Genomic DNA, 12,316 nt, shown 5'->3' with positions numbered 1-12,316 from the left:
ATCTCCTTGTCTGCTCGCAACCTACCTCACCAATAAGGGGTTTGTGTAGGAAAGGATGGCTCATTTGTGCATTGGGTCGTCCCAGAATGGCCGAACCACTTCCTGCTCCACGTCGGCACGACTCACACCAATGTCCTTGAGCGCCTCGTCACTCATTCCGGCCAGCAGTTCGCGTTCGTGGTGCAATTCGTACCAGCGACTAAACTTGTGCAGCAGGGCGCTGACGGAAAAGCCGTGGGAGAGTTTGTCTATCAGTAGATAACCTTTTTGACCTTTCATCGTGATGTCCTCCGTTGGGGATGGATCAAGTCTCGCGCTAACGATAAGATCAATCCAACGAATGTTTCTTATGCAATACATCTCGGAGATTGATCAATTGTCGAGTTACCCGAGCATCGATACGGAAGTGCTGCGTACCTTTGTCGCCATCGCCGACCAGGGCGGTTTCACCCGGGCCGGGGAATTGGTCAATCGCACCCAGTCTGCCGTCAGCATGCAGATGAAGCGGCTGGAAGAAGACGTGTTGCAACGCCGGCTGTTCGAGCGTGATGGGCGCCAGGTCAAGCTCACCGCCGAAGGCCAGGTGCTGCTGGGTTATGCGCGGCGGATCCTCAAGCTGCACAGCGAAGTGTTCAATACCCTGCGCGAACCGCACATGGTCGGCACGGTGCGCATCGGCACGCCGGACGATTACGTGATGCGCTTCCTGCCAGGCATCCTGCAGCGCTTCGCTCAGTTCTACCCGCTGATCGAAATTGAAGTGCACTGCGAATCGTCCAAGCAGTTGCTGCTGCGCCAGGACCTGGACCTGTCCATCGTCACCCGCAAACCCGGGGACGAAATCGGCCAGTTGCTGCGCAAGGAGCGCTTTGTCTGGGCCGAAGCCGCCTGCTTCAACGTCCATGAACAAACACCGCTGCCGCTGGCGATGTTCAACAGTGACTGTTTCTGCCGGCAATGGGCCTGCAATGCGCTGGATGCCATGGGCCGCGATTATCGCGTGGCATACAACAGTTCGAGCCTGTCGGCGCTCATGGCGGTGGTGGGCGCCGGCCTGGCAATCACGGCGCAACTGGAAAGCCTGCTGACCCCGGACATGCGCGTACTGGGCGAGGCTGAAGACCTGCCGGAACTGCCCGAGGCCAGCATCATGCTGATCCGCAACCTGCATAACCCATCGCCGATCACCGAGTGCCTGGCCGAGCACATCGTCGAAGGCTTCAAACTTTAAAGGCGAGTAGCACCGCGCAGAGCACCAGGAAACCGCAGAACAGCCCGCGCAACAGCCGCTCCGGCAAGGCGTGGGCGACTTTCACCCCCCAACTGATGCTCAGCAAGCCTCCGACGGCCAACGGCAGGCCGATGCTCCAGTCCACTTCGTGGTGAAACGCATACGTGGCGAGGGTCACGCCGGTACTGGGCAAGGCCAGCGCCAGGGACAAGCCTTGGGCAACCACCTGGGTGGTGCCAAAAATACTGGTCAGGATCGGCGTGGCGACAACAGCCCCGCCGACACCGAATAGACCGCCCATGGTGCCGGACGCCGCCCCCAGCACAGCGAGCCATGGCCAGCCATAACGCATCTGCGCCGAAGCCGGTGCGTTGGCGGCGAACATGCGGACCAGATTGTAGAGTGTCAGCGCGATCAGGAACGCGACGAAGCCGATCCGCATGCTGTTCGCGTCGACCCCCACGGCCCAGATCGAACCCAGCCAGGCAAAGCAGAAACCCATGCAAGCCAACGGCAGGACATGGCGCAATTCGATGCGATTGCGCTGGTGATAGCGCCACAACGCGAGCATCACGTTGGGCACCACCATGACCAGCGCCGTACCTTGGGCCAGTTGCTGGTCGAGGCCGAACCAGACGCCCAGCACCGGAATGGCAATCAGGCCGCCACCGATCCCGAACAATCCCCCTAGCGTGCCCAACACGGCACCAAACACCAAAAACAGCACAAATTCGAACAAGACGATTCCCCTTTCCTTAGGGGCCTTATCCTACGCAGTCGGCGCCAGCGGGGAAACGTAACATCGGTTCAGGGCATCAGAATTATCTGGCGCATTAAAGATTCGCCCGCTAGATTCGTAACGATCATTGATTGAAGGTTTTGCCATGAACACCCTGCGCGACACCCCCGAAGCCTGCGAAGCCCTGCTGCTCGACAACCAGGTCTGTTTCGCCCTGCACTCCACCTCGCTGCTGATGACCAAAGTCTACAAGCCGCTGCTACAGGCTCTTGGCCTGACGTATCCGCAATACCTGGCGATGATGGTGTTGTGGGAAAAGGATGGTTTGACCGTCGGTGAAATCAGCACGCGCCTGCTGACAGACCCCGGCTCGTTGACGCCACTGCTCAAGCGCCTGGAGGCCGAAGGCCTGCTGAGCCGCACCCGCAGCCGTGAAGACGAACGCGTAGTGATTGTCGAACTCACCGAACAGGGCCGCGCCCTGCGCGAAAAAGCCCTCGACATCCCCCAGTGCATCCTCGCTGCCAGCGGCCTGACCCTGGAGCAGTTGAAGAAGCTGCAACTTGACCTGCAGGCACTGCGCGGGCATTTGCAAGACAGCCTCTGACTTACCCCCAACTGCCCCACCGCTATCGCGAGCAAGCTCGCTCCCACACTGGATGCCCAGACGCAAATCTAATGTGGGAGCGAGCTTGCTCGCGATGGCGGCAGTCCTGCCGCTCCCTGATCTGTAACTCGCCCATCTAAATTTTTTTTCTGCGCTGAAACGCTCTAGCTCAAGGGTTACACGCCCTTTCGGCGGCGCAAATTCAACTCGCCTCGAAAATTTATCTTGCGCGCAAAATATTAGCGCTATACATTCGCTTCACACCTACTTAGCGCGCAAACATTTAGCGCAAAAACACCAACCCAGAAGCGAGGCTCTCATCATGCAAACTCTCTACACCGCAATCGCAACCTCCACCGGCGGCCGTGATGGTCGTGCGATCTCCAGTGACAATATCCTCGACGTCAAACTCGCCACGCCCAAGGAACTCGGTGGTGCAGGCGGTGCGGCGACCAACCCTGAGCAACTGTTCGCCGCCGGCTACTCGGCCTGCTTCATCGGCGCACTGAAATTCGTTGCCAGCCAAAGCAAACGCAAGATCCCGGACGACGCCTCGATTACCGCCCATGTCGGCATCGGCCAGATCCCCGGCGGTTTCGGCCTCGACATCGACCTGCACATCAGCCTGCCAGGGCTGGACCAGGCCGACGCGCAAAGCCTGGTGGATGCGGCTCACCAAGTCTGCCCGTACTCCAACGCCACCCGCGGCAACGTTGATGTGCGCCTGCACGTCACCGTCTGACCACCGACCCTGGACCCGAACCTAAGGAGATGCACATGAACACGCTCAGCAAAGCCTTTGCCGGTACCCTTCTCGCCCTCAGCGTCAGCAGTGCCTTCGCCGACGGCATCGTCGAGCACAACACCCAGGCGTTTCTCGACGTGCTGAATGCCGGCACTGGCAAGCCCCTGGAGCAACTGGCGCCCAAGGACGCTCGCGCCGTACTGGTGGGCGCCCAGGCGGGGGTGAAGCTGACCTTGCCCAAGGCCGACGTCAGCGAGAAAAACATCCAGGTCGATGGCCAGCCGATCAGCCTGACCATCGTTCGCCCGGAGGGGGTCAAGGGTGAGTTGCCCGTGTTCATGTTCTTCCACGGCGGTGGCTGGGTATTGGGTGACTTCCCGACCCACGAACGCCTGGTTCGGGATCTGGTGGCGGGCTCGGGCGCTGTCGCGGTGTTCGTCAACTACACGCCCTCACCCGAGGCGCATTACCCGGTGGCGATCAACCAGGCCTACGCCGCCACGAAATGGGTGGCCGAACACGGCAAGCAGATCAACGTCGACGGCAAGCGCCTGGCCGTGGTGGGCAACAGCGTCGGCGGCAACATGGCGGCGGTCGTGGCCCTGATGGCGAAGGACAAAGGCACGCCGGCGATCCGTTTCCAGGCGTTGCTGTGGCCGGTGACCGATGCCAGCTTCGAGACGGCCTCCTACAACCAGTTCGCCGAAGGGCACTTCCTCAGTAAAAACCTGATGAAGTGGTTCTGGGACAACTACACCACCGATGCCGGGCAACGCAGCGAGATCTATGCCTCGCCGCTGCGCGCCAGCACCGCACAACTCAAGGGCCTGCCGCCCGCGCTGGTACAAACCGCCGAGGCCGACGTCTTGCGTGATGAAGGTGAAGCCTATGCCCGCAAGCTGGACGCGGCCGGTGTACCCGTCACGGCCGTACGCTACAACGGCATGATCCACGACTATGGCTTGCTCAACGTGGTCAGCCAGGTGCCCGCGGTGCGTTCGGCAATGCTGCAGGCGTCGCAGGAGCTCAAGCAACACCTGAAGTGACTGCACGCCAAAGCTTTTGTGGCGAGGGAGCTTGCTCCCGCTCGGCTGCGCTGTAGGAGCTGCCGAAGGCTGCGATCTTTTAACCTTTCGCTGAAACTCAAGTGTCTGGGAAGATCGCAGCCTCGCTTCGCTCGACAGCTCCTACAGGCCCAGCGGGAGCAAGCTCCCTCGCCACGGGGATTTGGTGTGTAGTCCTGAAATAAAAAAGCCCGACTCAATGGTCGGGCTTTTTCATACACAAGGCTTCGCTTATTTAGCGCGGCCTTTGTAGGAACCGCCTTCGCGGGTATCGATCTCGATCATGTCGCCGATTTCGATGAAGTCAGCTACCGACAGCTCGGTACCGTTCTTCAGTTTGGCAGGCTTCATCACCTTGCCGGAAGTGTCACCGCGAGCGGAGCCTTCGGTGTAGTCAACCTGACGCACGATGGTGGTCGGCAGCTCTACAGAAACCAGGCGCTCTTCGAAGAAGATGGCTTCGCAGACATCGGTCATGCCTTCTTCAACGAACGGCAGAACGCTTTCGATGTCTTCGGCGTTCAGCTCGTACATGGTGTAGTCAGTGGTGTCCATGAACGTGTAGGTGTCGCCGCTGATGAAGGACAGGGTCGCTTCTTTGCGGTCGAGGATCACGTCGTCCAGTTTGTCGTCGGCGCTGTAGACGATCTCGGTCTTGTAACCGGTCAGCAGGTTCTTCAGCTTGGTCTTCATGATCGCGCTGTTACGACCCGACTTGGTGAACTCAGCTTTCTGAACCAGCCAAGGATCGTTTTCGAGACGGATCACGGTCCCGGGTTTCAGTTCTTTACCAGTTTTCATTGCGAATATCCGAATTTGGATGGGATTTACAAAAATCTAGGCCGCGTATCATATCCAATTTACATAAAACTTCACCAGCGCTGCGGCAAGATCGGCTCGCGAGGCCTGTTCCAGACACCACGCCTGGGCATGTTCGGCCAGTTCCTGCGGCTGTTCACGGCTGGCTTTCCAATATTCGGTCATGTCCTGGCCGGCATTCCAGGCCCGCCAAAGACCGCTGATCGCTTTTTGCGCCGCCGGGGAAAGCCCCTGGGTGTAGAGCCTGAGGAACGCCTCGAGTTTTTCCAGGTGGACGTCTTCTTCCTGCTGGTAGATGTGCCAGAGCAACGGCCGGCCGGCCCACTGGGCGCGCACGAAGGAGTCTTCGCCACGCACGGCATTGAAATCGCAACACCATAACAATTGATCGTACTGGTCCTGGCGGATGAACGGCAACACCTGCACCGTCAACGCGCCGCGTCGATGTACCGCACCGACCGCCAGGTCATCGACCCCGAGCCAACGCTCGACATCACCGAGTACCCGCCCTTCGGGAACCAGCACATGAAACGCCTGGGCATCGGCGGCCATTGCGTCAAACCAGCTCGCCAACCCGGCGTTCTCGTAGGCAAACAGCGAGATCAGGCAGGCATTCGGCGCCCGCTCGACGCCCAGCCCTTGCAGGAACATTCGTTGCGCCTCGGCATCCTGCTGAAATTGCCGGCGGCGCTCCAGAAGCCCCGCCTCACGCAGCAGGCCACCTGTTCCTTCCTGGAAGCCCGGGAAGAAGAAATATTTCTGCACGTGTTTGTATTTGACCGACGGTAGGCCGTGGCAACCGATCACCCAGTCCTCGGCGCTCAAATAATCAAGGTTCATCCACAGGGGCGTCGTCTGGCGCGCGGCCATCGCATCCATGTAGGCGCTCGGCAGTTGGCAGGCAAACGCGGCGATCACCACGTCGGCAGCTTCGGTGGCCGCCCACTCCCCGGGCCAGTGACGCACTTGCACGCCCTGCTGCCATTGCTCGGACAGGGTGATGTCGATTTCCGGGCAAATTCGTTCGAAGGCACGCAGGTCGTCGACCCATAGCCGCACCGCGCATCGATGTTCGGCCACCAACTGCCGAGCCAGGCGCCACGTGACACCAATGTCGCCAAAGTTATCGACGACGGTGCAAAAAATATCCCAACGCACGGTCATTCCCGACTCCCTGTGGCAAAGGCCTGATTGTCCCGAATAAACCGATCACGCAGAAGAGCCGACGGCGATTAATCTTCATGCGACAATCATCGCCTGCCCATGACCCTGCCAGGAAGCAGCCATGCCCGATCACTCGACACCCTCGTGCCTCACGGCTTTGCAATTGACCTTCAGCATCGCCCTGGGCCTGTGGCTGGGGTTCCTCGCCATCGTGTTGACGGGCTGGCTGCTGTCCAGATTTCTGTTCAACGAACAACTGGCACCCGTGGCCGCCGCCGTCCATCAACTGGCGCAACCACCGGCGCCGGCGGTGCAACCGGCCCCTGAGCCGCCCACACCGATGTTCGAGCAGTATCAGCAGAACCTGCAAAGGAACGAGCAGCGCCAAGCGCTCGACCAGGCCCGCAACAATCCGCGCAACCTGTCCAACCCCAAGTGCCAGTTCTGGTTGCAACAGGACCAGAATGCGCCCAGTGAAAAAAGCCGCGCCAACGTTCTGCAATTCTGCGAATGACCATGAACAAACAGACCGTCCACCAGTTGATTCTCGACAAGCTCAAGATTGATCTCGACATCGCCGAACGCGCTGCGCAGACCGCCTATGAAACCGCGACCCACGAAGAAAACATCGCCGAGAACAAGTACGACACCCTCGGCCTCGAGGCGTCCTACCTCGCCGCCGGACAAGCCAGGCGCGTAGAAGAAATCCGCCAGGCCCTCACCCTCTGCCAGAACCTGACGCCAAGGCCTTACGACGAGCAGCGCGGTATTCAGGTCGGCACATTGATCGGGCTGGAAGATGAGGACGGCCGTCAGCAATGGCTCTTCCTGGGGCCGGATGCAGCGGGTTTTAAGGTCTCGCTAGTGGGCCAGCCGATCACCGTCATCACCCCTCGCTCACCGCTGGGCCGCGGCCTTCTGGGCAAGTTCGAAGGGGATGAAGTAGAGATCGTGGTAGCGGGCGCCCGGCAACAGTTCGCTGTCACCGAGGCGATCTAGAAGGGTCTTAGTGCACCGGTAGTTCGACGCCGTCGAACAACTCTTCGAGTTCTTGCTTGTTGTGGCACTGGATGGCCTTGGCCATGACTTCCCGGGTCAGGTGCGGTGCAAATTTCTCGATGAAATCGCACATGAAACCCCGCAGGAACGTGCCGCGACGGAAACCGATCTTGGTCACGCTGGATTCGAACAACTCGCTGGCATCCAGTACTACCAGGTCGCTGTCGAGCTTGGTATCGACAGCCATCTTCGCGACGATGCCCACGCCCAGGCCCAGGCGAACGTAGGTCTTGATCACGTCGGCGTCGGCGGCGGTGAACACCACTTTCGGCGTCAGGCCACGATGGCTGAAGGCTTCGTCGAGCTTGGAACGACCGGTGAAACCGAATACGTAGGTCACGATCGGGTATTCGGCCAGGGCTTCGAGGGTCAGCTTCGGCAGCTTGGTCAACGGATGGCCCTGGGGCACGACCACGCAGCGGTTCCAGCGATAGCACGGCATCATCACCAGGTCCCCGAACAACTCCAGGGCTTCGGTGGCAATGGCGAAATCCACCGTGCCATCGGCGGCCATCTCGGCGATCTGCATCGGCGAGCCTTGGTGCATGTGCAGCGCCACGTCGGGGTATTGCTTGATGAAGTTACTGATCACCGGCGGCAGCGCATAGCGGGCCTGGGTGTGGGTGGTGGCGATCGACAGGGTGCCTTTTTTCTCGTTGGAGAACTCCTGGGCGATCTGCTTGATGCTTTCGACCTTGCGCAGGATCTCGCCAGCGGTGGTGATGATGCGCTCGCCGGCCGGAGTCACGCGGGTCAGGTGTTTGCCACTGCGGGCGAAGACTTCGACGCCCAGTTCATCTTCCAACAGGCGGATCTGCTTGCTGATGCCGGGTTGCGACGTGTAGAGACTTTGGGCAGTAGCGGAAACGTTGAGGTCGTGGTGCGCCACTTCCCAGATGTAGCGCAGTTGTTGAAGCTTCATATGTATCCCTCAAAGCAGTTGGACGCCACGGGCATCAGCGACGGTATATAACTATATGAAAGGTTTCGACAATAAATCTAGAACTTTTTATAAAAAGCCATCATTTAGCCTCAGCCCTCTCCTTGGCGTCGGCGCTGTACCAGCGGTACCAGGTAGACCGGTACCCGGGATAACTGCAATACCCGTGCAGCGGTTCTGCCCAAGGGGGTCTCACCGCTTGCCCCTTGGCAATGACTGCCTACGATCAGCAAGTCGACAGAGAGTTTCGCAGCCTGCTCCAGGATGACTTGGGAAGGATCGCCCTGGTACACCCTGACCGACTTGATCAGTTGCAAATCCTGCTGACCGTCTCCCAACTCCTCGCGGAAACTGTCGAGCACTCGCTGTTCGATATTGGCCATCACCGTATTCAGACCTTGGCGGTGAAATTCGTTCAGCGCCTGCTCGTCAAGATAGCTTTGCAACACCGACTCGGCGAACAGCCCCATCGGTTCTACCGCATGCACCACATACAACTCGGCTTCAAACGTCCGTGCTAACGCCAAGGCATGCTGCATCACATAAGGGGCGTACAGGCCCAGGTCTGTGGCGTACAGCATCGAACGAATCATGTGACCTCCTCGCGTGCCAAAATGGCGGAGATTGATTCAGCTTAGCAGCGCCTCGGGGACTGCGACGTGCGGCTTGAAGTCCCGGACCAAGGGCAGTCAGGGCTTCATTTCGTTACTGATACCGTGGGGCACGTGACCGGTGGCGACCACCTCCCGGGCCAGTTCGCAATGGCCGGTCTGGTCATCGAAAAAAACATCGGCGGCGAAGGCTTCGAGGAAGGCCGATTTGGTCAGGCCACCCAGGAACAACGACTCGTCCAGGCGAATATCCCACTCACGCAAGGTCCGGATGACCCGCTCGTGGGCAGGTGCCGAACGGGCCGTCACCAGCGCCGTACGAATGGGGCAGGCGTCCTCGGGAAACTCGCGCTGCAGTGCATTGAGCGCCGCCAGGAACCCCTTGAACGGCCCGCCTCGCAGCGGCTCGCGGGCGGCCTGTCGCTCGCTGGCCTGGAAGGCTTCCAGCCCATCGGCCTGATAGACACGCTCCGACTCATCGGAAAACAGCACGGCATCGCCGTCGAAGGCAATGCGCAGTTCCTCGCTGGCCGCGCGACTGGCACCACCCGACAGAATGGTCGCGGCGGCAAACCCGGCGTCCAGGGCGCTGCGCACGTCTTCAGCGTGGGTGGACAAAAAGAGATCGCAACCGAACGCCTTGAGGTACGGGTAAGGACTGCGGCCGCCCACGAAAGCCGCGCGCGAGATCGCCAGCCCATAATGATGAATCGAGTTGAACACTCGAAGGCCGGTGTCGGCGCTGTTGCGCGAAACCAGGATCACCTCGACCCGGGCACGCCCCAGGTGCTCGTTGAGGTTCAGCAGCTTTTGCACCAGGGCGAAGGCATCACCGGGTGCCAGGACTTCGTCTTCATGCTCGATCTGGTATTGCCGATAGGCTTCGACGCCACTCGACAAATACACCTTGTGGCTTTCCCGCAGGTCGAACAGCGCCCGCGACGAAATCGCCAGCACCAGTTTGTCGTCGATGTTGTTTGCCATAGCGCTCCCCTTTCGCCCGCTCAGCGGTTATATCGGTCCACGAATGCCAACGCCTGGTACAAGGCTTCGATTTTCGGCAGCTCACACCCTGCCGCTTTCGCTGCCGCCAATGGCCGGCCGTAGATCGCGTCCAGCTCCAGCGCACGCTTGTGGGAATAATCGTGGTACATGCTCGGCCAGTAGTCGGGCATCTTCTCGGTCATCGTGAACAGATACTCGGCATAACCCGGCGCGATATGATGCCCGCAGGCTTGCGCACCGCGGACCACCTCCCCCATCAGTGCCTGGATCAATTCGCGGCTATGGTCGTTGGCCATCAACGGCGTGGTACTGGCGCCCAACAGAACCGAAAGACCGTTGTACGGCACATTCCACACCAGCTTCTGCCAGCGGGCCTGTTGCAGGCCCGGCATGGCCTGGGCGTCGATACCGGCGCTGCGGAACAACGTCGCCGCCTCTTCGACGATCACCATGCGTTGTGCCTGATCGGCGCAAGGACCGCTGTGATAGCCGACGTTGACCGCACCAAGGGCCTGGTGGGTGACGACACCAGGGCCGACGCGATGCACGCAGATCAGGCACAGGCCACCCAACAGGTGCAACGAATCGGGCAACAAAGGGCGAAGATCGTCTTCGACATCCAGGCCGTTCTGCAGCAACAGGACTTTTGCACCGTCAGCGGCAGCCTGGGTAATGGCCGGGGCCAGCTCGGCATTACTGGTGGTCTTGGCGCCGACCAGCAGCCAGTCGCAGGGCGGCATATCGGCTGCCGAGCGATACGCCTGGACGGGGTTGAGGGCCAGCGTACCGTGAACCGCGCTGTCGATCCGCAAACCGGCTTCGGCCACGGCAGCAAATTCGCTGCGCAGTAAAAAGTGCACGTCAAAACCGGCACGCGCCAGCATCACGCCGTAGAACCCACCGATCGCCCCGGTGCCGATCATCCCGATCCGCGGTTTCACGCCTGCCTGCATCTTTGCAACTCTCCTGGTAAAAGCCCCTGCACACTATCAGCGCGAGCGGCATGGCATGCAATCTTCATTACATCTGCTCACGAATCTGTTGCAGAGCCATCTCCAAGGCCTTTTCCCCAGCCTTTAGGGCATTAAACCCGTCCCAGCCCATTGTCGAGCAGCCTCGTAACGCGATAAGGTTCGGCTCCCCGACGCGCTTAAAATCCGCTGTGCACCGCCGCGCGGGGATCGCTGGCGGCCGGCACCCGTGACCTGACGAGTAACACGATGGCTGATTTACCGATCAACGACCTTAACGTCGCCTCCAACGAGACCCTCATCACGCCTGACCAGCTCAAGCGCGATATTCCCCTGAGCGACGCTGCCCTGCGCACCGTGACCAAGGGCCGGGAAGTCATCCGCAACATCCTGGACGGCACCGATCATCGCCTGTTCGTGGTCATCGGGCCCTGCTCGATCCATGACATCAAGGCCGCCCACGAATACGCCGAGCGCCTCAAGGTGCTGGCTGCGGAAGTCTCCGACACCTTGTACCTGGTCATGCGGGTGTATTTCGAGAAGCCTCGGACCACCGTCGGCTGGAAAGGCCTGATCAACGACCCTTACCTGGATGACTCCTTCAAGATCCAGGACGGCCTGCACATCGGTCGCCAATTGCTGCTGGACCTGGCGGAAATGGGCCTGCCCACGGCCACCGAAGCCCTGGACCCGATCTCGCCGCAATACTTGCAGGACCTGATCAGCTGGTCGGCCATCGGCGCGCGCACCACCGAATCCCAGACCCACCGCGAAATGGCCTCCGGCCTGTCGTCGGCAGTGGGCTTCAAGAACGGCACCGACGGTGGCCTCACCGTGGCGATCAACGCCTTGCAGTCGGTCTCCAGCCCACATCGCTTCCTGGGCATCAACCAGGAAGGTGGCGTGTCGATCGTCACCACCAAGGGCAACGCCTACGGTCACGTGGTACTGCGCGGTGGCAACGGCAAGCCGAACTACGATTCGGTCAGCGTCGCGCTGTGCGAACAGGCGCTGAACAAAGCCAAGATCAAGCCGAACATCATGGTCGACTGCAGCCACGCCAACTCCAACAAGGACCCGGCACTGCAACCGCTGGTGATGGAGAACGTGGCCAACCAGATCCTGGAAGGCAACCAGTCGATTATCGGCCTGATGGTCGAAAGCCACTTGAATTGGGGCTGCCAGGCCATCCCGAAAGACCTCGCCGACTTGCAGTACGGCGTCTCCATCACCGATGCCTGCATCGACTGGAGCGCCACCGAGAACACCCTGCGCAGCATGCATGCCAAGCTCAAGGATGTATTGCCGAAGCGGCAGCGTGGCTGAAAAAGATCGCAGCCTCGTTTCACTCGACAGCTCCT

At 60.3% G+C, this 12,316-nt stretch carries 15 protein-coding genes; 7 read left to right on the top strand and 8 right to left on the bottom strand.

What is annotated here, in order from left to right; all coding sequences use genetic code 11:
* Window positions 1-60: 60 nt before the first annotated feature.
* Window positions 61-279: a DUF1127 domain-containing protein gene (locus QMK47_RS09535; protein WP_003199394.1), complete on the bottom strand. Its 219-nt coding sequence runs from the start codon at window positions 277-279 to the stop codon at window positions 61-63.
* A 97-nt stretch (window positions 280-376) separates the two neighbouring features.
* Between QMK47_RS09535 and QMK47_RS09530 the strand changes: the two genes are divergently transcribed.
* Window positions 377-1,231 carry a LysR substrate-binding domain-containing protein gene (locus QMK47_RS09530; RefSeq protein WP_027912697.1) on the top strand — a complete coding sequence of 285 codons (855 nt, stop codon included), beginning with the start codon at window positions 377-379 and terminating at the stop codon, window positions 1,229-1,231.
* On the opposite strand, the gene QMK47_RS09525 is transcribed toward QMK47_RS09530, so the two are convergent.
* A complete protein-coding gene (locus QMK47_RS09525; RefSeq protein WP_258690615.1) occupies window positions 1,221-1,970 on the bottom strand; it encodes a sulfite exporter TauE/SafE family protein in 750 nt (249 codons plus the stop codon). The genes QMK47_RS09530 and QMK47_RS09525 overlap by 11 nt on opposite strands.
* 145 nt (window positions 1,971-2,115) lie before the next feature.
* Here QMK47_RS09525 and QMK47_RS09520 point away from each other — a divergent pair, with 145 nt between their 5' ends.
* The 3 genes from QMK47_RS09520 to QMK47_RS09510 all read left to right on the top strand — a co-directional run bounded on the left by QMK47_RS09520 (window position 2,116) and on the right by QMK47_RS09510 (window position 4,368).
* The gene (locus tag QMK47_RS09520) at window positions 2,116-2,577 is read left to right on the top strand and encodes a MarR family winged helix-turn-helix transcriptional regulator (RefSeq protein ID WP_003199391.1); all 462 of its coding nucleotides are present in this window, start codon (window positions 2,116-2,118) and stop codon (window positions 2,575-2,577) included.
* Between the two features lie 322 nt (window positions 2,578-2,899).
* Window positions 2,900-3,319 carry an organic hydroperoxide resistance protein gene (locus QMK47_RS09515; RefSeq protein WP_003199389.1) on the top strand — a complete coding sequence of 140 codons (420 nt, stop codon included), beginning with the start codon at window positions 2,900-2,902 and terminating at the stop codon, window positions 3,317-3,319.
* A gap of 35 nt (window positions 3,320-3,354) precedes the next feature.
* On the top strand, window positions 3,355-4,368 hold the full coding sequence (locus QMK47_RS09510) for an alpha/beta hydrolase (protein ID WP_258690614.1): 1,014 nt from the start codon (window positions 3,355-3,357) through the stop codon (window positions 4,366-4,368).
* A gap of 249 nt (window positions 4,369-4,617) precedes the next feature.
* Here QMK47_RS09510 and QMK47_RS09505 read toward each other — a convergent pair whose 3' ends face one another.
* Both QMK47_RS09505 and earP read right to left on the bottom strand, forming a co-directional pair.
* Entirely contained in the window at window positions 4,618-5,187 is a 570-nt protein-coding gene (locus QMK47_RS09505; protein ID WP_160388943.1) for an elongation factor P, read from the bottom strand.
* Window positions 5,188-5,235: 48 nt separating this feature from the next.
* On the bottom strand, window positions 5,236-6,369 hold the full coding sequence (earP, locus tag QMK47_RS09500) for an elongation factor P maturation arginine rhamnosyltransferase EarP (RefSeq protein ID WP_320390079.1): 1,134 nt from the start codon (window positions 6,367-6,369) through the stop codon (window positions 5,236-5,238).
* A 121-nt stretch (window positions 6,370-6,490) separates the two neighbouring features.
* On the opposite strand from earP, the gene QMK47_RS09495 reads away from it, so the two are divergent.
* Entirely contained in the window at window positions 6,491-6,883 is a 393-nt protein-coding gene (locus QMK47_RS09495) for a hypothetical protein (RefSeq protein ID WP_320390078.1), read from the top strand.
* A gap of 2 nt (window positions 6,884-6,885) precedes the next feature.
* Complete coding sequence (locus QMK47_RS09490; protein WP_320390077.1) at window positions 6,886-7,368, top strand: transcription elongation factor GreAB; 483 nt, start codon at window positions 6,886-6,888, stop codon at window positions 7,366-7,368.
* 7 nt (window positions 7,369-7,375) lie between these two features.
* On the opposite strand, the gene cysB is transcribed toward QMK47_RS09490, so the two are convergent.
* From cysB to QMK47_RS09470, 4 genes are all read right to left on the bottom strand, one after another.
* Window positions 7,376-8,350 (bottom strand): HTH-type transcriptional regulator CysB, encoded by a 975-nt coding sequence (cysB, locus tag QMK47_RS09485; RefSeq protein ID WP_003199376.1) that lies wholly within the window; start codon window positions 8,348-8,350, stop codon window positions 7,376-7,378.
* A gap of 110 nt (window positions 8,351-8,460) precedes the next feature.
* Window positions 8,461-8,961 carry a universal stress protein gene (locus QMK47_RS09480; RefSeq protein ID WP_214510815.1) on the bottom strand — a complete coding sequence of 167 codons (501 nt, stop codon included), beginning with the start codon at window positions 8,959-8,961 and terminating at the stop codon, window positions 8,461-8,463.
* Between the two features lie 96 nt (window positions 8,962-9,057).
* Entirely contained in the window at window positions 9,058-9,963 is a 906-nt protein-coding gene (locus tag QMK47_RS09475; RefSeq protein WP_003199368.1) for a 5'-nucleotidase, read from the bottom strand.
* A gap of 20 nt (window positions 9,964-9,983) precedes the next feature.
* The gene (locus tag QMK47_RS09470; protein ID WP_046063755.1) at window positions 9,984-10,937 is read right to left on the bottom strand and encodes a putative 2-dehydropantoate 2-reductase; all 954 of its coding nucleotides are present in this window, start codon (window positions 10,935-10,937) and stop codon (window positions 9,984-9,986) included.
* 267 nt (window positions 10,938-11,204) lie between these two features.
* Here QMK47_RS09470 and QMK47_RS09465 point away from each other — a divergent pair, with 267 nt between their 5' ends.
* Entirely contained in the window at window positions 11,205-12,281 is a 1,077-nt protein-coding gene (locus QMK47_RS09465; protein ID WP_003199364.1) for a 3-deoxy-7-phosphoheptulonate synthase, read from the top strand.
* Window positions 12,282-12,316 lie beyond the last annotated feature (35 nt).

The organism is Pseudomonas sp. P9_35 (assembly GCF_034008205.1).
GTDB lineage: Bacteria > Pseudomonadota > Gammaproteobacteria > Pseudomonadales > Pseudomonadaceae > Aquipseudomonas > Aquipseudomonas kilonensis.
The sequence above is the reverse complement of the archived record's forward strand: the minus strand, read 5'-3'. Positions and strand labels throughout refer to the sequence as shown.